20 protein-coding genes and 1 pseudogene are annotated in these 21,374 nt (G+C 67.4%); all 21 read left to right on the forward strand.

Features of this window, described 5'->3' with window-relative positions:
• Positions 1–304: 304 nt before the first annotated feature.
• The 21 genes and pseudogenes from IPK85_13615 to bcp all read left to right on the forward strand — a co-directional run bounded on the left by IPK85_13615 (position 305) and on the right by bcp (position 21,300).
• Positions 305–715 carry a prepilin-type N-terminal cleavage/methylation domain-containing protein gene (locus tag IPK85_13615; GenBank protein ID MBK8248426.1) on the forward strand — a complete coding sequence of 137 codons (411 nt, stop codon included), beginning with the start codon at positions 305–307 and terminating at the stop codon, positions 713–715.
• 139 nt (positions 716–854) lie between these two features.
• Entirely contained in the window at positions 855–1,199 is a 345-nt protein-coding gene (locus IPK85_13620) for a prepilin-type N-terminal cleavage/methylation domain-containing protein (protein MBK8248427.1), read from the forward strand.
• Positions 1,193–2,062 (forward strand): type II secretion system protein, encoded by an 870-nt coding sequence (locus IPK85_13625; protein ID MBK8248428.1) that lies wholly within the window; start codon positions 1,193–1,195, stop codon positions 2,060–2,062. Before IPK85_13620 ends, IPK85_13625 begins: the two co-directional genes overlap by 7 nt.
• Positions 2,059–3,177 (forward strand): hypothetical protein, encoded by a 1,119-nt coding sequence (locus IPK85_13630; protein ID MBK8248429.1) that lies wholly within the window; start codon positions 2,059–2,061, stop codon positions 3,175–3,177. Before IPK85_13625 ends, IPK85_13630 begins: the two co-directional genes overlap by 4 nt.
• A gap of 178 nt (positions 3,178–3,355) precedes the next feature.
• The gene (pilM, locus tag IPK85_13635) at positions 3,356–4,399 is read left to right on the forward strand and encodes a type IV pilus assembly protein PilM (protein MBK8248430.1); all 1,044 of its coding nucleotides are present in this window, start codon (positions 3,356–3,358) and stop codon (positions 4,397–4,399) included.
• 21 nt (positions 4,400–4,420) lie between these two features.
• Positions 4,421–5,143 carry a PilN domain-containing protein gene (locus tag IPK85_13640; GenBank protein MBK8248431.1) on the forward strand — a complete coding sequence of 241 codons (723 nt, stop codon included), beginning with the start codon at positions 4,421–4,423 and terminating at the stop codon, positions 5,141–5,143.
• A 2-nt stretch (positions 5,144–5,145) separates the two neighbouring features.
• Positions 5,146–5,760 carry a type 4a pilus biogenesis protein PilO gene (pilO, locus tag IPK85_13645; GenBank protein ID MBK8248432.1) on the forward strand — a complete coding sequence of 205 codons (615 nt, stop codon included), beginning with the start codon at positions 5,146–5,148 and terminating at the stop codon, positions 5,758–5,760.
• On the forward strand, positions 5,760–6,359 hold the full coding sequence (locus tag IPK85_13650) for a hypothetical protein (protein ID MBK8248433.1): 600 nt from the start codon (positions 5,760–5,762) through the stop codon (positions 6,357–6,359). The genes pilO and IPK85_13650 overlap by 1 nt, the downstream gene beginning before the upstream one ends.
• Entirely contained in the window at positions 6,356–8,314 is a 1,959-nt protein-coding gene (locus IPK85_13655) for an AMIN domain-containing protein (GenBank protein MBK8248434.1), read from the forward strand. Before IPK85_13650 ends, IPK85_13655 begins: the two co-directional genes overlap by 4 nt.
• Before the next feature lie 18 nt (positions 8,315–8,332).
• Positions 8,333–10,768: a beta-propeller fold lactonase family protein gene (locus tag IPK85_13660; GenBank protein ID MBK8248435.1), complete on the forward strand. Its 2,436-nt coding sequence runs from the start codon at positions 8,333–8,335 to the stop codon at positions 10,766–10,768.
• An 89-nt stretch (positions 10,769–10,857) separates the two neighbouring features.
• The gene (gene aroC / locus IPK85_13665) at positions 10,858–12,063 is read left to right on the forward strand and encodes a chorismate synthase (protein ID MBK8248436.1); all 1,206 of its coding nucleotides are present in this window, start codon (positions 10,858–10,860) and stop codon (positions 12,061–12,063) included.
• Positions 12,056–12,592: a shikimate kinase gene (locus tag IPK85_13670; protein ID MBK8248437.1), complete on the forward strand. Its 537-nt coding sequence runs from the start codon at positions 12,056–12,058 to the stop codon at positions 12,590–12,592. Before aroC ends, IPK85_13670 begins: the two co-directional genes overlap by 8 nt.
• Positions 12,593–12,595: 3 nt before the next feature.
• Positions 12,596–13,021 (forward strand): DUF494 family protein, encoded by a 426-nt coding sequence (locus tag IPK85_13675; protein MBK8248438.1) that lies wholly within the window; start codon positions 12,596–12,598, stop codon positions 13,019–13,021.
• 159 nt (positions 13,022–13,180) lie between these two features.
• A complete protein-coding gene (locus IPK85_13680) occupies positions 13,181–13,975 on the forward strand; it encodes a hypothetical protein (GenBank protein ID MBK8248439.1) in 795 nt (264 codons plus the stop codon).
• Positions 13,976–13,980: 5 nt separating this feature from the next.
• A pseudogene (topA, locus tag IPK85_13685) lies at positions 13,981–15,549 on the forward strand (type I DNA topoisomerase).
• 31 nt (positions 15,550–15,580) lie between these two features.
• Complete coding sequence (gene trmFO / locus IPK85_13690) at positions 15,581–16,930, forward strand: methylenetetrahydrofolate--tRNA-(uracil(54)-C(5))-methyltransferase (FADH(2)-oxidizing) TrmFO (GenBank protein MBK8248440.1); 1,350 nt, start codon at positions 15,581–15,583, stop codon at positions 16,928–16,930.
• Positions 16,927–17,865: a tyrosine recombinase XerC gene (locus IPK85_13695; protein MBK8248441.1), complete on the forward strand. Its 939-nt coding sequence runs from the start codon at positions 16,927–16,929 to the stop codon at positions 17,863–17,865. Before trmFO ends, IPK85_13695 begins: the two co-directional genes overlap by 4 nt.
• Positions 17,866–17,875: 10 nt before the next feature.
• On the forward strand, positions 17,876–18,415 hold the full coding sequence (gene hslV, locus IPK85_13700; GenBank protein MBK8248442.1) for an ATP-dependent protease subunit HslV: 540 nt from the start codon (positions 17,876–17,878) through the stop codon (positions 18,413–18,415).
• A 2-nt stretch (positions 18,416–18,417) separates the two neighbouring features.
• Positions 18,418–19,860, forward strand: a complete 1,443-nt coding sequence (gene hslU / locus IPK85_13705) for an ATP-dependent protease ATPase subunit HslU (protein ID MBK8248443.1) — start codon at positions 18,418–18,420, stop codon at positions 19,858–19,860.
• 70 nt (positions 19,861–19,930) lie between these two features.
• Positions 19,931–20,845: an ornithine carbamoyltransferase gene (argF, locus tag IPK85_13710; protein MBK8248444.1), complete on the forward strand. Its 915-nt coding sequence runs from the start codon at positions 19,931–19,933 to the stop codon at positions 20,843–20,845.
• Positions 20,842–21,300: a thioredoxin-dependent thiol peroxidase gene (gene bcp / locus IPK85_13715; protein ID MBK8248445.1), complete on the forward strand. Its 459-nt coding sequence runs from the start codon at positions 20,842–20,844 to the stop codon at positions 21,298–21,300. Before argF ends, bcp begins: the two co-directional genes overlap by 4 nt.
• Positions 21,301–21,374 lie beyond the last annotated feature (74 nt).

Genomic DNA, 21,374 nt, shown 5'->3' on the forward strand with positions numbered 1-21,374 from the left:
TGATGTACCGCACAGGCGTCAAATCGGTGCTTGCGGGCCGGGTTTCGGCCGGTGGGTGATCAAGGCAAGGGGGTTGGTCAGAGCTGCGGGGTGGGTTGGGCGTGTGGCAGACTGCAAGACGGCGCGCAAAAGGAAGGAAGTGTTCGCGGACTGCGCGCAGTCCAACCAGTCGCTCAAGTCGTGTAGCAGCAACGAGTTCGGCGCAGACCCCCGCTTGTGGTCCATCACTTGCCTTGCTTCACCATCGAGACGGACACGACTCCTCGCACCTCTCACTTTCCTCACACGGGCACCCGGAGACACCATGCGCAACACGACTCGGAAGGGCTTTACGCTGATCGAACTCCTGATCGTCGTCGTCATCATCGGCATCCTGGCCGCGATCGCGATCCCGAAGTTCGCCAACACGAAGGAAAAGGCATACCTCGCCTCGATGAAGTCCGACCTCCGCAACATGGCCACCACGGAAGAGTCGTACTTCGCTGACAACCAGGTCTACACCGCTGGTACCGCGACGAACCTGTCCGGTTCGACCAGCTCGCTCAACGGCTTCGTGCCGTCGGCGGGTGTGTCGGTGACGGCGACGGCGTCGGGCGGCACGGGCTGGAGCGCGACGACCACGCACAGCGCGACCACCAAGACCTGCGCGATCTTCGTTGGTGTGGCGGCGGTTGCGCCGGCCACGGTTGAAGCTGAGCCGAAGTGCACGCCGTAAGCGACTAACCTCGCTCGGCGGTACCCAGGGGGCGGCGGTCCACACGGACCGCCGCCCCTCTGGTTTTCCGTGCGTGAAAATGCTGCGAGTGGCATAACGGGGGTACCGGCCGCCGTCCCGTGCCGGGCAATACTCCGGCATGCGATCGCAGCTCAACACCACCCGGTCGGGGTTCAGCCTCCTCGAGGTCCTGGTCGCCCTCCTCCTCTTCGGGGCGACCCTGCAGGGGGTCCTGGCCCTCCACCTCGCCAGCGCCCGGGGGACCCACCGCAGCACGAGCCAACGGATCCTCGCGGCCCACGCGGCGAGCCTGGCGGACTCGTTAGGTGCGCTGGGCTGTCGCGGCGCGGCCGGCGCGATCTCCCGCGCCGAGGGCGCCATCACCTGGACGGCGCGCCACCAGCCACCCGGCGCGGTCTATGACCTGGTCGTGTCACCGACCAGCGGGCCCCCGTGGCGCCTCGAGGTCGCGGGACCGTGCTGATTCGGCGGGGGGTGGCCCTGGTCGAGGTCCTCGTCGCCCTCGCGATGTTCGGCGTGCTCGGGGCTCTCGCCGTGCGCTCGCTGGTCACCGCCGTGCGGGAGACCGAGCGTGTCGTCCTTCGCACCGAACGCGATGGCCAACTCGCGGTCGCCCTCGAATCCGGGTCACACCTCCTGCCCGCCCTCTCGGCAGCGGCGGGGGACGCCATTCGCCTCGCGGATACCGCCGTGGTCTGGCACGCGACCATCGCCCATGGTCCCGTCTGCGGAGTGGCCGGCGCGGTCGCCGTCGCGGCAGACACGCGGCATGACGGCCTCCGCCTGGGCGGCCACACCAGCAGCCCGCAGCCCGGCGACCTGCTCCACCTCTTCGACGATGGCGCCGCGCCACACGCGGCGGACGACAGCTGGAGCCGCCACCTGGTGCAGTCCGCTCGGTGGGTGCGCGGGGGATGCGGAGCGACTCCGCTCCTACATGCCGTTGCTGACGCCGCCTTCGGCGCCTGGGTGCTCGACGTGGTGCCCACCGTGGATTCCACCTGGATCGGGGCGCCGGCACGCATCACGCGCCCGTCCCGGCTCGCCCTCTACCGGTCCGCAACAGAATGGGCACTCGGCTACTCCGAGCAAGGGCCCGGGGGCGCCTGGTCCACCATCCAGCCCCTGGCCGGTCCGCTGGAACCGCCGGGGAGCGGGTTTCGGCTCGCCTGGCTGGACAGTGTGTTGGCACCCGGAGCCAGCGACCCCATGGCGCTGCGGCTCCTGGCGACCGCCCCCACGCGCGCCGCAGTCCGTTCGGCCACGGGGGCGACTGTCCACCGGGACTCCGTCCAGCGGCTCATCCACTTCCCCAATCGCCCATGATCCAGGCCGTGCCGCGGCGCGGAGCCGCGTTGCTGATGACCCTCGTGTTCGCCACGCTGCTCGGCTGGCTCTCGCTCGCCCTCCATCACGTGTCGTTAGGCGCGCACCGACGTTCCGCGGCTCGCCGGGATGTGGTGGTGGCGACGACGGGTGCCACCGCCGGGCTCTGGGGGGTGCTGCGGGATGCGCGCGTCCATGAGTTCGATACCCTGCACGTGGGCGATCCTCCGGTCGTCGTGCGGCGTGCCGCCGGCTCCGCCCTGGTGGACGTCCGCGCGGTGCGCATCTCCCCGGTCACCTGGCAGCTCGTGGCCACCGCGTGGTTCCCGGACACGGTCCTGGCACGGCGCACCGCGCGCCACGCGACCATGGTGGTGCGGCAAGACCTCCCGGATATCGGCGGTCTCGCGGCCTTGACCGTGCGGGATGCCGTCGGTGTGGTCGGGAGTGGCGAGGTCATTGGCACGGATACCACGACCAGTCCGCTGCTGGCCGGGTGCCTTCCCGGGACCGGTGTGGCGGGGGTCGCGATGCCGGACACCCTGCGTCGGACGGGGATGGGCCGCATCGCCGGGGTCCCACCGCTGCTCGAGGACGCCACCGCAGGGACGATGGCGCCTTACACCCGGTACGGATCGGAGTCGTGGGGCACGCTCGCGGCGCGCGCCCAGGTGCGCCTCGCCGCTGGGGCCGTCATCACCCCGGGACCGGTCACCGCCTTCGCCGCGTGCGACACCACCGTCATCTCAAACTGGGGAGAGCCGAGTGGCACGGGGCCGTGTGCACGCCACGCGCCGCTGATCCTCGCCCAGGGCAGCGTCGAGCTGCGCGGCGGCCGGGGGCAGGGGATGCTCCTCGTGGACGGCGACCTCACCGTGTCCGGCGGCGCACGGTTTGACGGCATCGTGATTGTGCGCGACGACCTGCGGACCGGCCCCGGGGGCGGCGTGTTGCGTGGGGCCGTGCTGGCCGCCGATACGGCCGCTGCGCCTGGCGATCACCCGGAGGTGGGCGACGGACTGCGCGTCGAGCGCGCGGGCTGCCTCGTCGGCGGCGTCCTCTCGCGTCAGGCACGCTGGCGTCCCGTCACTGGCCGAGCCTGGCTCCCCATGTGACCTGGCTCACGGAACGAGCCGCGATTGGCGTGATCGGGCGCACCGATCCGGCGATCCGCAATGGCCGGCGCAAAGTGCTGTTACCCCGCAGACATGGCGGTCGTGTCATGGGCAGACGCTCCGGGTCTCGTGGCCCCGCCTGTTCCCGTGAGCATCCGGACCTTTACCCCCACTCGTTATGGCGCTCTTCGGTCGCAAGAAGACGACGGTCGGACTCGACGTCGGCTCAGGGCTCATCAAGATCGCGGTCATTGACCACGGTCGCGGCGAACCGGAGCTCGCGAAAGTCGTCATCGCGCCGCTCCTGGCGGACGCCATCGTCGAAGGGGAGGTCATGGACCCCGGCATCGTCACCGACGCCATTCGCAGTGCGATGGAACAGGCCGGCCTCAAGACGAAGGACGTGGTCACCGCCGTCGGCGGCCGCGACGTCATCATCAAGAAGATCCAGATCGAGCGCGTGAAGGAGCAGCAGGCGCGTGAGCTGATGCGCTGGGAAGCGGAACAGCACGTGCCCTTCGACATGGAATCGGTCGAGCTGGATTTCCAGATCCTCGATCCCGACGCGGACGGCATGGAGATGAGCGTGCTCCTCGTCGCCGCCAAGCGCGACCTCGTCGAGAACAAGATGCGGCTGCTCACGGACGCCGGCCTTGCCCCCGCGGTGGTCGACGTCGATGCCTTCGCCCTGCACAACGCGTTTGAGATCAACCACCCCGACGCGATGCAGGGTGTCGTTGGCCTGATCAACATCGGCCACGAAGTCACGAACATCAACATCCTCGACGACGGCGTCCCGATCCTCACGCGCGACCTCACGATCGGCACCCGCCGCTTCCGTGAGGACCTGCAGCGCGAACGTGGTCTCGGCTCCGACGAGGCCGAGGGGCTGCTCCAGGGCTATGACCGCTCGCCGCACCTCGACGCCGTCATCGAGAGCCGCGGCGAGGAGATCGCGGTCGGTGTGGAACGCGCCGCCGCCTTCCTGGCCTCGTCCTCACGCGGTGGCAGCCAACTGCGCGCGGTCTACCTCTGTGGTGGTGGTGCCCGCGTGCCCGGACTGGCGCAGGCCCTTGGCACGCGCCTCCGGCTCCCCGTCGAGCTGGCCAATCCCCTTGCCAACCTGCGCGTGCGCGCCGGGGCGTTGGACAACCTCATCACTGACGAAGTCGCCCCGCTCCTCATGCTCCCCATTGGCCTCGCGCTCCGCAAGGCAGCGTAACCCCGAGCTGGATTCCTACCGATGATCGAGATCAATCTGCTGCCTGGGGCAGCCCGGAATCGCAAGGCCGGCTCCGGTGTGTCCTTCAAGGCTCTGGCGGCCGGTGTGGCCACCAAGATCAAGGATCCCTACCTGTTGACTGCAGTCGCCAGCGTGATCGTGGCCGTGGCCAGCGTCGGCATTCTGCACCTCAGCCAGGGCACGACCGCCGAGGACCTCGGTGTGCGTGAGACCGAGGCCCTGCGGGACTCCACGCGTTATGCGATGATCCTCAAGGACCGTCGCCGCGCGGAAGCCAAGCGGGACTCCGTGGTCAAGCAGCTGGCCATCATCCGGTCGATCGATGATGACCGCTATGTCTGGCCGCACATCATGGACGAGGTGTCGCGCTCCCTGCCGCCGTACACCTGGCTCAAGTCGATGGCCCAGACCTCGGCGGTCTCGACCCCTGCCGGGGTAGCCGACGGGACCAAGCCGGACTCCGCGAAGAAGAACAAGGATCCGGAACCGACGGAAGAGCCCATGCGCTTCCGCGTCGTCGGCAACACCGTCGACATCCAGGCCCTGACCCGTTTCATGAAGCTGTTGGAGACGTCCCCATTCGTCCAGAACGTTCAGCTGGCCAAGTCGGAGCTGGTGATGCTGGATGGCAAGGAAGTCACCGAATTCCAGCTGGACGCCGAGTATGAGCGTCCCGATCGCTCCGTGATCACAACCGCCCCCGTTTCGCTGTCGGTGAGGTAACCGTGGCTTTTCCTCCGAAGACCCAACGTGAACAGGTCATGGTGCTCGTCACCATGGTCGCGCTGGCCCTGGTGGCCGCGTACTGGAACTTTGTCTACAACCCGAAGGCCATTGAGCTGGCGGCCCTCACCGGGCGGGTGGACACCCTGGAGAGTAACAACGACCGGGCCAAGGCCGAGGCCTCCAAGGGCAACGCCGAGAAACTCAAGGTCGAGGCCGAGCAGTTCGCCCGTGACCTCGAGGTGATGCGCCAGCTCGTCCCGACCGGCAACGAGGTGCCCGCATTGCTCGAACAGGTCTCGACCGCCGCTCGTCGCGCCGGCCTGGACCTCGCCACGGTCCAGCCAGAGCCGGTGATCGAGGGCCAACAGTTCGACACCTACCGCTACAAGCTCGCCGTGACCGGCGGCTACCACGCGGTCGCAGAGTTCCTCGCCAACGTGGGCTCGCTGACCCGCATCGTCGCGCCGGTGAACCTCAGCCTGGCGCCGGCGTCGAACCCGAACATGGACGCGGTCCGTCGGCGACCTAACGGTGCCTCGGCGATCGACACGCGCTTCGAGATCCAAACCTACGTCGCACGGACGAGCACTGTCACACGAGGAGGGAAGTCCTGATGCGGTTCCTGTCCCTGGCCCTGCTCGTGGCCGTCGCCGGCGAAGGATCGGCGCAGGTCAACGTGAGCACGCCCCCGATCATGAAGCCCAAGCAGGCCGCCCAGAACGCGGTGACGGCGGCCAATGCCCGGACGAAGGAGTCGTCGACCCTCCCGGCCGACACCGGCAAGGCCCCGTCGGTGCGACAGGTCGAGCAGGTGCCGACACTCAGCATGTCCACCGACTCGGCCGCCGGTGCAACGTCGGTGAAGTCTGCGGGCTCGGCCTTCGAGCGCGAAGCGTACCTGTACGATCGCGGTGGGCGCCGCGACCCCTTCGTTTCGCTGATGGCGAACGGTGAGCTGCGGCCCCTGATCTCCGACCTGCGCCTCGTCGCGGTCGCGTACGACCCGACCGGTGGCCGCAACTCGGTCGCCGTGGTGCACGACGTCTCGGGGAAGGAGAAGGTGCAGTACCGCTTGCGCATCGGGCAGGGCGTGGGACGGATGCGTGTCGCATCCATCTCGCCGAAGTCCGTGGCATTCACGATCGAGGAGTTCGGGTACAGCCGCCAGGAGACGCTGGCGCTGGGTGATTCCAACAAAGAGAGGAAGCAATGAGGCGAGTCGTTTCGCTGGTCGCCCTGGCGACCATCGCGCTGTCCGTCGGTTCCCGTGAGCTGCAGGCCGCCGGGAACCCGGGCGTTGTGGTCCCTGCCAGCGCTGTCACCGGCTTGTCGCTGGTGCCGGTGGACGGTCGCGCCGACGTCGTCGTGACCCTCACCGGTCCGGTCGAGGTGCAGGACTTCACGGTTCCGTCCCCGCACCGGATCGTCCTGGACCTCACGGGGGCCCGGCTGGCTCCCATGGCCCAGCGCTACGATCGGGTGTCGCGTGGTGGTATCTCGAACATCCGCCTCTCTCAGTATAGCACCGACGTCGTCCGCGTCGTCCTCGACCTGGACCGCGAACGCGACTATGAAGTGGTGCGCGAGGGCAATACGATCCGTGTGCTGCTCACCACCGACGTGACCTTCGCGGCCTGGCACTCCAGCGGCGCCCTGCTTACCGAGCAGGTGGCTGCAGTGACCGCCGAGAAGACCACGACCGTGGAAGCGCGCGGCGAGGTCGAGCCGATGCCCGCGCCCAAGCCGGAAGCCAACTCCGTCGAGGAAGCCGGCACGCGCCAAGCGCGCATCGAGCCCGTCGCGGCACCGATCCCTGCCCAGCAGGCCCGTATCACGGTCACCTACGCTGGTGCCGACATCCGCGACGTTATCGCCGCCTTTGCCACCTTCTCCCAGCGCACCATTGTCGTCGGGAAGGATGTGGCGGGGACGATCACTGCCGAGATCAAGGACCAGCCGTGGGATGTCGCCCTGAAGGCCCTCCTCGAGGCGCAGGGACTCGCCGCCATTGAGGAGTCGTCGGGGATCATCACCATCGACAGCTACAAGAACATCCTGGAGAAGCAGGCGTCTGAGCCGACGGCGACCCAGCTCGTCAACATCAACTACGTGTCGGCGACCTCGCTGCTGCCGACCGTGCAGGGCCTGCTCTACAAGGATTGTGCGCCTGGGTCACAGGGGGGCGGGTCTCCTGCCGCCGGTGGTGGCGCGCCATCCGTGCCACAGGGATGCATCGTCCGCGGAACTGTCGCGGCCGACTCGGCTACCAACTCACTGATCATCTCCGAGGTCGCCTCACGGCTGCCGAACCTGATGACCTACGTGAAGGGGCTCGACGTGCGCACGCCGCAGGTCGCCCTCAAGGCCAAGATCATCTCCATCCAGCGCACCAACATCGAGCAGCTCGGGCTGAGCTACGACATCGGCTCCGCAACCACCTTCTCCAATACGCTGCTGCCGCGGATTCCCGAGGGTGCCACCGCCCCCGGCCAGTTCGAATCGCAGGTGGAACTGGGTGGTGATGCCATCGCCGGCGTCGCGAACGCCACCCGCAAGTACAAGCAGGGCAACGCCCTCTCGCTGATCTTCTCGACGGCCCTCGGCAAGTACTCGCTGACGTCGTTCCTCGACGCCCTCCGCGAGTCGCAACTGTCCGACATCCAGGCAGAGCCCAGCATCGTGACCCTCGACAATCGGGAAGCCCGGCTCGTCGTCGGCCAGGAAACGCCGGTGCGCGTGATCGACGCCGGATCGCTCGGCCAGATCGGCACGCCCGCTCGCGCGAACGTCCAGTTCCGCGAGACCGGTATCATCCTCAAGGTGACCCCGCACATCACCAGCAACCGCCAGGTTCGCATGAAGATGGAAGCGGAGCAGTCGGAACTGCGGATCGTTGGCGGTGACCTCGGCTTCATCATTGACAAGCGCAACGCGGCCACGCAGCTCCTGGTCAACGATGGGGAAACCGCCGTCATCGGTGGGCTGACCCAGACCCAAATCGTCAAGAACCGCTCGGGGATTCCGTTCCTCTCCGATCTGCCGCTGATCGGCCGCTTCTTCTCGCAGACGGACTCGCGCGAGGAAAAGAAGGACCTCCTCATCATGATGACCCCGACGATCATCGATGAAGGGGATCCGGTTCGGCCGCCGCAAGGCGAAAGCAAGTAACCCCATCCGGAGCCAACGATGAAGACCATTATTCGTCGCGTCGCCCCGGGCGTGCTCGCCCTGCTTGGTGTGGGTGGGTGCGCGTCGACCGACATCGCCTCAACCGGCTCGGATCGCATCGTGCCGCGCGTGGCGGTGGCGATCCAGGGGAAGATCGGCACCGACGGCGTGGACTCCGTGTCCGTGCGGGTGCCGCTGCAGGTGCAGGTGAACGCGCAGGACAACGCAGCTCTCACCCAGGTCGTGACCCGCGTCTTCGCGGACACCCAGACCGTGGGCCGGGACTCCGTCGTCTTTGCCGTCGCCAACGCGAACTACAACAAGACCATTACCATCCCGCTGTCCGGCGTGCGCCCCGGTCAGGTGATCACCGTCCGTACGGTGGTCAGCGATGGGGCAGGGAACGCCGCCTCCGGTGAGGCCACCGCCGTGGCGTTCGACCCGAACGTGCCACGGGTCGCGATGGTGCAGCCGCAGCCTAACGTTATCGTCAACGGGACGTACGCCTTCGACCTGGCCGTGATCGACACGACTGGGCTCACCAAGGCCGGGTACCGCGCGATTGCCACCGGCTTCTCTCGCGCCGATTCGACGCTCTTCCCGGTGCCGTATCCGAAGGGTGATACGGTGACGTACACCTTCCAGGTACCGGCCAACCTCATCGCGGGTTCGGCGATCGTCATCACGCCGTTTGCCGAGAACCGCGACGGGTTGCGGGCACAGGGGCAGCCGTTCACCGTGCGCGTCGCGGCGGCCGGGCCTGACCTCTTGCCGCCGATCGTCTACCAGACCGTCGCTCCACGCCTCGAGACCCCGGACTCACTGGACCTGGCCGCGCGCGACGCGGACGGGCTCGTGCGGGTCATCGGCTTCCTCGCCAAGAACGCCGCTGGCCAGGTACTCTATCGCTCCGCCGATACGCTGGCGACGCCGGCGCAACAGGTGACGCGACGCAAGGCATTCCGCGCGCCCATCGCCCTGCGTGGCCAGACCATGTTCATTACGGCCTACGCCATCGACGCGGCCGGCCGGACGGGATACGCCGTGCCCACCGGCGCGACGATCTCGGTCAGCACGGATACCCTCGCGAAGCGCGACCAGGTGGTGTACGCCTACGGACTGACGACCGCGCTGCCGGAGGGCAGCCTCGGTGCTGACATCGTCGTCGACACCGCGCGCACCACCGTCTTCGTATCCAACATCAACAAGAACCAGCTGGAAGCGTTCAACTATGCATCCACGTTGTCGAGCCTGCCGTCGGTCGCGGTGGGGGCGCAGCCCTGGGGCATGGTGATCGACAACTCCAACTCGCTGCTGCTCGTCGCCAACTCTGCCGGGACCAACATCTCCAAGGTGGAGCTGGACACTCGGAACGAGACGGGGCGCGTCAAGACGTCCAACGAGTACATCTTTGACGTCAGCTACGTGAAGGACGAGCTGAGCGGTGGCTTCAAGTTCAAGGTCGAGGCCATCATCGACTACTCGGATCGCCCGCAGTACATCGCCCAGTCGGCGAGTGGCGCGTTGTACTACTCCACCAAGCCGACGTCCACGGCCATCCCCGGCACGCTCCGACGCATCGACAACTTCCTCGATGCGCGCGCCGAGCCGCGCCAGATCTGGCAGTACGGCAAGTTCCTCAAGGGCCGCTACGTCATCATCAACGCCGATGATGTGGACGTCATCGAGGGCGAGAATGGGGTGCCGGATCGCATCATCATTTGCGAGCACACCCCGGGCAACAACCCCAACACCGCCGTCTGCGTCAACTCGCTGACCGTGGAAGGGGCCGTGCTCACCCTCCGCCAGGCGCCCGTGAACGGTAACCTGGTCGCGATCAAGGACCTGTCCGCCGCCTCCCTCTCGCTGCCCGACACCAACTTCGTGGCCGCGGGCGGCGATCGTCGCCGCGTCGCCTTCGGTGAAGGGAACACGGGCAACCGCGCCGGGCGTGTCCTCGTGGTCTTCGACCCCACCGGCACGCCGGCCGATGGCGCGCAGTACTCCGCGCCCATCGAGGTCACCGACCTGACCAGCAACGCCTCGGACAAGGTCTTTGGCCTGGACATCAACGCCAACTCGGCAAACATCGGCGTGCATGGCGAGGAGACCTTCTTCGCCGACTCGTCGCTCCGGTTGCAGGGCAAGTTTGCGACCTTCAACACGGGAGCGGGGATCGCGTTCCACCCGCTCAACAGCGACGAGAACACGACGGATCAGCTCGCCCGCGTGGCCTTCGTGGCCTCCGGCGACCAGTCGATCCAGATTGTCGACTCGTACACCTACCGGTTGCGGGGGCGGATCCCGATTCGCCGTAACTTGTATGGCCCGCTGCGGGCGTCGTTACCCAGCGCCGCGGAGAAGGCGGCGGACCCCACGTTGGTGGTGAAGCTGTTCGGCCTCACGCCGGAAGGGATCGTGATGATCGACGTGAGGACGAGCGACATCCAGTAGGGTCCTCTTGCGCAGGATAGAACGACCCGTTTGCTTCGCGAGCCCGGCCCCGGCCGGGCTCGTGTTGTATCCACGCCTACCCCGTGCCCGTGACCGTCTCCTTTCGTACGGCTGGTGAGTCACACGGACCGTCCCTCGTCGTGATCCTCGAAGGGATCCCGGCGGGGCTTCCGCTGCTCGCCGCCGACGTCAACGTGGAACTGGCTCGACGACAACTCGGTTACGGCAGGGGCCGGCGCATGCAGATCGAGCGGGACGCGGCCGAGTTCCTTTCGGGTGTGCGCGCGGGCGAGACAATCGGCTCACCCATCGCGCTGTTGATCCAGAATCGCGACTGGAAGAACTGGCAGGAGATCATGGACCCCGCGCCGCGCGAGGGTGACCCCGCGCTCCGTCGGCGCCCGGTCACGCGCCCACGCCCGGGACACGCGGATCTCGCCGGGATGCTGAAATATGACCGGCAGGACGCACGCGATATCCTGGAACGTGCGTCAGCCCGAGAGACGACCGCACGGGTGGCGGCCGGTGCCGTCTGTCGACACCTGCTGTCTCACTTTGGGATTGCCATCGGGAGCCACGTGGTGCACCTCGGCGGGATCGACGCCGCCTTGCCGGACCCGCGGCCACTGCCGCTCAACGCCGCCGCGGACCCGTCACCGGTACGAACGCTGGACCCGGACGCGGCTGCTCGCATGGTCGACGCCATCGACGCGGCGAAGGCGAGCGGGAACACGTTAGGCGGGATCGTCGAGGTCATAGCGACGGGACTTCCGGTTGGCCTCGGCTCCCACGTGGCGTGGGACCGCAAGCTCGATGGTCGGCTGGCCGCCGCGCTCATGTCGATTCCCGCGGTGAAGGGAGTGGAGGTGGGGCTGGGCTTCGAGGCGGCGCGACGGTCGGGGGCCGAGGTGCACGACGAGATCGCGGGCGACCCGGCACGGCCGCTGGCAGGTGGCGTCCGACGCCCCACCAACCGCGCGGGCGGGCTCGAGGGGGGAATTACGACCGGTGAGCCGCTGGTGCTCCGGGCGGCGATGAAGCCGATTGCCACCCTCATGCGACCCTTGGCCACGGTGGATACACAAACCGGCGAGAGCGCCTCCGCCGTGGCCGAACGATCCGACGTCACGGCGGTCCCGGCCATGGGGGTCATCGCCGAGGCGATGGTTGCCGTCGTCCTGGCGCAGGCATGGATGGAGAAGTTCGGCGGCGATTCCCTGACGGAAACTTCCCGTAACGTGCGCGGATACCTCGATCAGGTGGGCCGGGGCTTTGGCCGGCCGGGCGATGCGTAGCGAGGGGTGGCATGTCGCGCTTATCGGGATTCCCGGGGCCGGCAAGTCCACGGTGGCGCGTTTCGCCGCCGACATCCTGAACTACCCGCTGGTCGATTTCGACCGAACGATTGAGCGGCGCGCCGGGCGAACTATCGCGGAGATCTTTCGCGAGGATGGGGAAGGGGCGTTCCGGGAGATGGAGGCCGGGCTGACGCAGGAGCTGGTCACCGCGCCGGCGTCGGTGCTGTCGCCAGGGGGGGGCTGGGTCACTCGCCCCGAGGTCGTCGGCCTTATCCGCCCCCGCACGATCCTGGTCTGGCTGACCGTCAGTCCGAGGGTCGCGGTGCGTCGCATGGGCGCGGGGGTGAGCAGGCGCCCGCTATTAATGAAAGGGGATCCGGCGGCGGTTTTGGCGGGCATTTTGGCCGAAAGGGAGGGGCTTTATTCGGCGGCGGATGTGACGATTGACACCGAAGTCTATACGCCACAAGCAGTTGCGCATCAGGTCGCTCGCCTTGCCTCTGGTTGGCCGGGGCGCGTAGGTTAGGGAATGGAGCCCCGTCTCGATCGTCTGGTCGCCGAACTGCGTCGTCGGTTCGGCCGTGAGGACCATGTCTCCGAGGTCGAGGCCTGGTTGTCGTCTCAGGGGTACGATGGGGGACAGATTGGCACGATTGTCTCCGCCTGGCTGACCGATATTCGGGTTCAGGAGGGTGGGGAGCGGCCGCTGGAAGAAGCGTGGCCGGTGCGGGTGCAAGGGCCGCATGAACGCGGCCGGTTCACCCCGGACGCGTGGGGATACCTGTTGGGATTACGCGCCGCGGGCACCCTCGGGGCGATGGAACTTGAGCATGTGATCGAGCGCCTGCTGATGCAGGTGGATGCGCGGGTGTCCCTGGAGGACGCCCGGGCCATGGTAGACACTGGATTCTGGGATGGGAGCGGCTCGCCCGGCGAGCCCCTCATCGTGCACTGAGGACTCATGGCAGCCAAGAAGAAGGCAGCAGTGAAGAAGGCGTTAGGCGTCCGGCGTGTCGTCGGGCGTGGCGCGTCACGGGCGGCAACAAAGAAGGCCGCCAACACGAAGGCGGCGGCCAAGCGGCCGGCGCCGGCGCGTCGCGCTGCCGCCGACATCATGGAAGCGGTCGTCGACGACGCGCCCTCCAGCGGCGCAGCGCTCGTCATCGTCGAGTCCCCGGCCAAGGCGAAGACGATCGGGAAGTACCTCGGTCGCGGCTATCGCGTGAAGGCGACCATTGGGCACGTCCGCGACCTGCCGCAAAAGAAGCTCGGCATCGCGCTCGACAAAGAGTTCGAGCCGGAGTACGTGACCATCGAGGGAAAGGAGAAGACCCTCGCCGAACTCAAGGCGGCCGCGGTCGACGCGAGCGCCGTCTATATCGCGACCGACCCTGATCGCGAGGGTGAGGCGATCGGGTGGCACGTCGCCGAGCAGATCACCGGTGCGCGCAGCAAGTCGAAGTCGAAGGCCCCGGTCCACCGGGTCCTGTTCCACGAGATCACGAAGGAAGGGGTGCGCGCGGCGATGGAGAAGCCGCGGGCGATCGATACGCGTCTCTTCGAGGCCCAGCAGGCCCGCCGCATCCTCGACCGCCTCGTGGGCTACAAGGCCTCTCCCATCCTCTGGAAGGTGGTCAAGAAGGGGCTGTCCGCGGGTCGTGTGCAGACGGTGGCCCTCCGGCTGATCGTGGAGCGCGAGCGGGATATTCGCGCGTTCCGTCCGCAGGAATACTGGAGCATCGCGGCGGAACTACAGAAGGGCGGGCAGACCTTCGCCGCCAAGCTGCACGCGATTGATGACAAGAAGCTCGAGGTGCACACCGCGGCGCATGCCCACGGCATTGTCGCCGATGTGCAGCAGGCTGCGGCGAAGCGGGGGGCGGGGCGGCCGCGGCGCGTGGCCCGTTAGGCGTTTTCCCGCTCACCGACGTCAAGCGCCGGGAGCGTCGCAAGAACCCGGCGGCACCGTTCACGACCTCCACGTTGCAGCAGGAGGCGGCAAAGAAATGCAGCTTCGGCTCCAAACGCACCATGCGCCTGGCGCAGGACTTGTACGAAGGCATTGAGCTGGGGAAGGACGAGGGCGCGGTCGGCCTCATTACCTACATGCGAACCGACTCGACCCGGGTGGCAGAAAGCGCGGCCCTCCAGGCCCGCGACCTCCTGCGCAACCAGTACGGCGCCGAGTACCTCTCCAACGCGCCGCAGCTGTACGGCAAGGCCGGAGCGAACACCCAGGACGCCCACGAATGCGTGCGCCCCACCGATCCGTCGCGTCATCCGGACCAGGTGCGGAAGTACCTCAAGGACGACCAGTTCAAGCTCTATCAGCTCATCTGGCAGCGCTTCATGGCGTCCCAGATGGCGCCAGCCGTCTTCGACACCACCACCCTCGACTTCGAGTTCGCCGGGAGCCAGGCGCGGTATGTGTTCCGGGCCACCGGGAGCGTCATCAAGTTCAAGGGATTCCTGGCGCTGTACCGCGAGTCGCGCGAGGAGGGCGACGGCAAGGCGCTCGAGGACGAGCAGGCCCTGCCCGTGGCGACCGTCGGCGAACTCGTGCCCCTGCAGACGCTCACCCCCAACCAGCACTTCACCGAACCGCCGCCGCGTTTCTCCGAGGCCAGCCTCGTCAAGGAACTGGAACGGCTCGGCATTGGCCGGCCGTCCACTTACGCTTCCATCATCTCCACCCTCGTGGACCGTCGGTACGTGCTCCTGGAGCAGCGACGCTTCACGCCAACATCGTTAGGCGAGAGTGTCGAACGGGTCATGGTGAAGCAGTTCCCGGACATCTTCAACGTCGGCTTTACCAGCGAGATGGAGGGCGAACTCGACAAGATCGAGGAGGGGGCGCTCCCCTGGCGACGGGTCCTCAAGGACTTCTACGGTCCCTTCGAGACCTCGCTCGCGGACGTGGACGTTCCCGGGTTGATCGCCGAGGCGCACGACCTCTCGGCCCTCGCCACCGACAAGTGCCCCAAGTGCGGCGGGGCCCTCGTGCCCAAGGGCGGCTTCTTCGGGCCGTTTGTCGCCTGCGAGAACCACCCCAAGGCCTGTGACTTCACCCGTCCGGTCAGTGGCGAGAAGAAGCCGGCGGTGGTCACCGACTACATGTGCCACGAGTGTGGCGCGCCCATGGTCATTCGCCATGGCCGCAGCGGCGACTTCCTCGGCTGTTCCAAGTTCCCGAAGTGCCGGGGCACCCGGTCCATGCCGACGGGCGTCATGTGTCCCAAAGACGGTGGCGAACTCGCCCAGCGGCGTTCCAAGGCGCGCGGCAAGACCTTTTTCGGGTGCGAGAACTACCCGAAATGCGACTTCGTCTGCTGGGACAAGCCGGTCAAGGAGAGCTGCCCGGAGTGCGGGTACGTCGGGGCCGAGGCGAAGTCGAACAAGACGCGCGGCGAGTTCCGGAAGTGCCTCAAGTGCGCCAATGAGTGGGACGTGGTCCCGGTGGAGGAAGTCGTCGCCGTCGGCTGATGTCCCGCGGGCGGGGTACTACCTTACGCCCATGAGTAACTCCCCTGTGGTCCGGGTCATCGGGGGCGGCCTTGCCGGGAGCGAGGCCGCCTGGCAGCTCGCCGTCCGCGGCATCGCGGTGGAACTGTGCGAGATGCGTCCGTTGCGGCCCACGGAGGCGCACAAGACCGATCGTCTCGCCGAGCTGGTCTGCTCCAATACGTTCAAGAGCACGGAGACCACCAACGCGCACGGTCTGCTCAAGGCCGAGATGCGCGCCCTCGACTGCCTCGTCTTGCGATGCGCAGACGCAGCACGTGTGCCCGCCGGGAGCGCCCTCGCCGTGGATCGCGACCTCTTTTCCCAGGGGGTCCACGACGCCCTCGTCGCTCACCCCAACGTTCACCTTGTGCGTGGCGAGGTCAGTGCCTTGTCGTCGCCGATGATTGTCGCGACCGGTCCGCTCACGTCGCCGGCGCTCTCCGAGTCGATCGCGGCGCGCTTGGGCACCGGTGCCCTCGCTTTCTACGATGCCATTGCGCCGATCGTCGACGTGGACAGCATCGATCACGGCATCGCCTTTCGTGCCGCGCGGTACGACAAGGAGACGATGGATGGGGCCGGTGACGAAGGGGCCTACCTCAATTGCCCCATGTCGCGGGACGAATACGAGGCCCTGATTGACGCGCTCGCCGCCGCAGATCAACACCAGGGGCACGCCTTCGATGCGGTGCCGTACTTCGAGGGGTGCATGCCCGTCGAGGAAATGGTCAAGCGCGGGCGCGACACCCTGCGTTTTGGGCCCCTCAAGCCGGTCGGGCTTACCGATCCCCGCACGGGGCGACGTCCCTGGGCCGTGGTGCAGCTTCGTCGTGAGGATCGCGCCGGGCGCATGTGGAACATGGTCGGCTTCCAGACGCGGATGCGCATCCCGGAGCAGCAACGCGTCCTGCGCATGATCCCCGGCCTGGGAGATGCCGAGTTCCTGCGCTACGGATCGATCCATCGCAACTCGTACCTCAACACCCCGGCCGTCCTGACGCCGCACCTGTCGGCGCGCGACGATGATCGCCTCCTGTTCGCCGGGCAGCTGACCGGTGTGGAGGGGTACACGGAAAGCACCGCCACCGGGCTGCTCGCCGGGGTGAACATGGCCCGCCTCCTCGCGGGTGAGGCGGCCGCCTGCCCACCAGTAGAGACGATGCTCGGAGCCCTGTATCGCTACCTGCGCGAAGCGGATCCGAAACACTTCCAGCCGATGAACGCCAACTTCGGGTTGCTGGACGACCTGGCGACGCCGGTGAAGGACAAGCGACTCAAGCGGGAAGCGTTCGCCGCGCGTTCCCTGGCCGCGCTGGGTACCTGGCGCGACACGGTAGTCGCGGTCCCGGCGCGCGCATGAGCGACGGCACGACCGCCCCGCGCGAGGAGGTCGCCGGTTTTCTGCGTCACCTGGCCAGTGAACGCGACCTCTCCCCACACACCGTCGCCGCCTATACGCACGACCTCACGCTCTTCAGCGAGTACCTCGGCACGGAGGGACAGGACGGCGATACCTTCTTCACATCGGTGGATCGCCTCGCCATGCGAGGGTTCCTGGCCTGGTTGAAGAAGCGCGGCCTGTCGCAACGATCGATGGCGCGCGCGATGTCTGCCCTTCGCACCTTCTATCGTTACCTGCAGCGCGAGGAGCTGGCGGATGTCAATCCCGCGCGGGTGGTCCGGGCCCCGAAGTTCGAGCGATACCTGCCGAAGTACCTGGACCGGGCGCAGGCCGATCGGTTGTTCGATGCCGCGATGGCGCGCGCGATGGAAGGGGCGTTCAACGACGTGCGGAACCTGGCCATCCTTGAGCTGTTCTACGCGACCGGAATCCGTCTCTCGGAGCTGCAGGGGATCAACCGCACGGACCTCGACCTGCTCGGGCAACAGCTCAAGGTGCGAGGGAAGGGGCGCAAGGAACGCATCGTGCCGTTTGGGACGCCGGCGGTGCGGGCCCTGCGCAACTACGAGGCGAAGCGCGACGAGCTGGTCCGGTTGCGTGGGAAGGCCGCCGACCGCGCGGCGCTCTTTCTCTCGCGCACGGGCAAGCGGCTGAGCCATCGCGGGATCCAGCAGGTGGTGGACGGCTTCCTCGCCCGCGTGAGTGACGCGGAGGGGCTGAGCACGCACTCCCTGCGCCATTCGTTTGCCACCCACCTGTTGGACGCCGGCGCGGACCTGCGTGCGGTCCAGGAGTTGCTGGGTCACGCCTCCGTGTCCACGACGCAGATCTACACGCACACCAGCATCGAGCGCCTCAAAGCGACGTACCGCAAGGCCCACCCCCGTGCCTGACGAGTCCTCCATGACGACCTTTCACGCCACCACCATCCTCTCCGTGCGCCGCGATGGCCTGGTCGCCCTCGGTGGCGATGGCCAGGTGACGATGGGCAACACCATCACCAAGGCCAACGCACAAAAGGTGCGCAGCCTGGCCGGCGGGCGCGTGCTGGCCGGCTTTGCCGGTGCGGCCGCCGACGCCTTCACCCTCTTCGAGAAGTTCGAGGAGAAACTCGAGCGGTATCCGGGGAACTTGCCCAAGGCCGCCGTGGAACTCGCGAAGGAGTGGCGCAGTGATCGCGTGCTACGTCGCCTCGAGGCGTTGCTCGCCGTGGCCGACCGCGACCACTCGTTCCTGCTCTCGGGGACCGGGGACATCATCGAACCCGATGACGGGATCCTCGCCATCGGATCTGGCGGCTCCTATGCCCTCGCCGCGGCCCGGGCCCTCGTGGCACACACCACCCTCCCGCCCGTGGAGGTGGTGCGCAAGGCGCTCCTCATCGCCGGCGAGATCTGCATCTACACGAACCAGAACATCACCGTCGTCGAGCCGACCGCCTGATCATGCCCTCCCGCCAGACCGAAGCCGCCATCGCGCGACTCGCCGACCTCACCCCGCGCCAGATTGTCGCGGAGCTCGACCGCTACATCGTCGGGCAACATGCCGCCAAGAAGTCGGTCGCGATTGCGCTGCGCAACCGGTGGCGGCGGCAACGTGCGCCCGAGTCGATCCGGGACGAGATCGCGCCGAACAACATCATCCTCATCGGCCCAACGGGCGTCGGCAAAACCGAGATCGCCCGCCGGCTGGCCCGACTCGCTGGCGCGCCGTTCATCAAGGTGGAAGCGTCCAAGTTCACGGAAGTCGGGTACGTGGGTCGTGACGTCGAGGGGATGGTGCGCGACCTCGTGGAGAGCGCGATCGATCTGGTGCGCACGGAGCGTGAGGTGGAGGTGCAGGTCCCTGCGGCCGAACGCGTGGACGACCGACTGCTCGACATCCTCCTCCCGGTGCCGCCTGAGGCGAAGGCAAAGGAAGGAAAGCTGGAGGAAGGGCCCGGCGGTGTCTTCGTTGTCTCACCGACCGGTGCCGTGTCGCAGGAACAGGCCGGGGCACGGGAGCGCTACCAGCGCACGCGGGAGAAGCTCAAGCAGCTGCTCAAGGAAGGGCAGCTCGAGGATCGGGAGGTGGAGGTTGAAGTGACGCAGGCCGCCCCGACGCCCATGGGGATGATGAGCCCCGGTGGGCAGGAAGGGATGGAGTCGATCTCCAACATGCTCAAGGACATGATGCCGCGGCGGACGCGACGGCGCACGATGAAGGTGTCCGAGGCGCGTGGGGTGTTGCTGCAGGAGGAGCAGGACAAGTTGATCGACAAGGACGACCTGGCGACGGAAGCCATCGCGCGGGTCGAGCGCCTGGGGATCATCTTCCTCGACGAGATCGACAAGATCGCCAGCCGTGCCGGGGACCGCACGGGGCCGGATGTCTCGCGCGAGGGGGTGCAGCGTGACCTGCTGCCGATCGTTGAAGGATCCAACGTGCAGACCAAGCACGGGATGGTGAAGACCGACCACGTGTTGTTCATCGCCGCGGGCGCGTTTCACGTCAGCAAGCCCAGTGACCTCATCCCGGAGCTGCAGGGGCGATTCCCCATCCGGGTGGAGCTGACGGCGCTGACGGAGGAGGACTTCGTCCGCATCATGACGGAGCCGGAGAACGCCCTCACCCGGCAGTATGTGGCGCTGGTCGAGTCCGAGGGCGCGTCGCTCAGTTTTGCCGAGGACGGCATTCGCGAGATCGCGCGGATCGCCACGCAGGCGAATGTGCGCATGGAGAATATCGGGGCGCGGCGGCTCCATACCGTGATGACGACGCTCCTGGAGGACGTCCTGTTCACCCTCCCGGACGGCGGCCGCGAGCCGATCCGCGTGGACGCGGCGATGGTGCGCGACCGCCTCAAGGCCGTGCTCGACGACGAGGACCTGCGGAAGTACATCCTCTAGCTCCCACTACCCCGGGACCGACGCTGCCTTAGGTTTCGCGCTTTCCCGCGCGCCCCTATCCCCGACGGTCATGTCGCATCGCGACTTCCTCGCCATTCCGGACTTCACCACGGCCGAGCTGCACGCGCTCTTTGCCCTGGCGGATCGGATGCGCGCTGGCGCCTACGATCGGCGCCCGCTCGCGGGCAAGTCGCTCGCCATGATCTTCATGAAGGCGTCCACCCGGACCCGCGTGTCGTTCGAGGTCGGCACCTGGCAGCTCGGTGGGCATGCCCTCTTCCTCTCCCCCAAGGACGTTCAGCTGGGACGGGGAGAGCCCATCGCCGATACCGCGCGCGTCCTCTCGCGGTACGTCGATGGGATCATGATCCGCACCTACAAGCACACCGAGGTGCAGGAACTTGCCGAGCATGCGAGCATCCCGGTGATCAATGGGCTGACCGACCTCCTGCATCCCTGCCAGATCCTCGCCGACGTGCTCACCATGCGTCAGCACCTCGGTCCCGAGTTGCGTGACAAGGTCGTGGCCTGGGTCGGCGACGGGAACAACATGGCGAACTCGTGGGTGAACGCCGCCTGGCGCCTCGGCTTCGAACTGCGCCTGGCCTGCCCGGCGGGGTACGAACCAAACGGGGAACTGCTGGCGCGGGCCCGCGAGGGGGCGCGAGTGACCGTCGTGCGGGACCCCGCGGAGGCCGTGGCGGGCGCCCACGTCGTCAATACGGATGTCTGGGCGTCCATGGGCCAGGAGGCGGAACAGGACGAGCGCCAGCGCGTCTTTGCCAACTACATCGTGGATGCCGGCCTGATGTCTCGGGCACGGCCGGATGCGATCTTCATGCACTGCCTCCCCGCCCATCGTGGGGAGGAGGTCAGTGCCGACGTGATTGACGGCCCCCAGAGTCGCGTCTGGGATGAGGCCGAAAACCGCCTGCATATCCAGAAGGCCATCATGGCTGTGCTGATTGGAGGAGAATCGCTGTGACACTCGCCATTGGGGATCTTGCCCCGGACTTCTCGCTGCCTGACGATACGGGGGCCGTCCGAACGCTCGCCGAGTTCCGTGGGCGGTCCGTCGTTCTCTATTTCTATCCGCGGGCCGATACCCCTGGTTGAACCACGGAGGCGTGCGCGTTCCGCGACGCCTTCCCTCGGTTCGAGGGACTCGATGCAGTGATCCTCGGCGCCAGCCCCGATACCGTGGCGGCCCAGGCGAAGTTCAAGGCGAAGTTTGCGCTCCCCTTCGCCTTGTTGGCCGACGCTGACCACGTCCTCGCCGAGGCGTATGGCGTCTGGAAGGAGAAGTCGATGTACGGGAAGACGTCGATGGGGGTCGAACGCACGACGTTCATCATCGATCAGACAGGGCGCGTCGCGTTCGTCTTTCCGAAAGTGAAAGTCGATGGCCACGCGGCCGAGGTGCTGGACCGCCTCGGATAGGGGCCAGACTGCCATTACGGCTGGCCTCACTGCCGCCAACCGGCCAGATTACGGGCTCACCCCCGTCGAGGCTG

It is taken from the genome of Gemmatimonadota bacterium (genome assembly GCA_016712265.1).
GTDB lineage: Bacteria > Gemmatimonadota > Gemmatimonadetes > Gemmatimonadales > Gemmatimonadaceae > RBC101.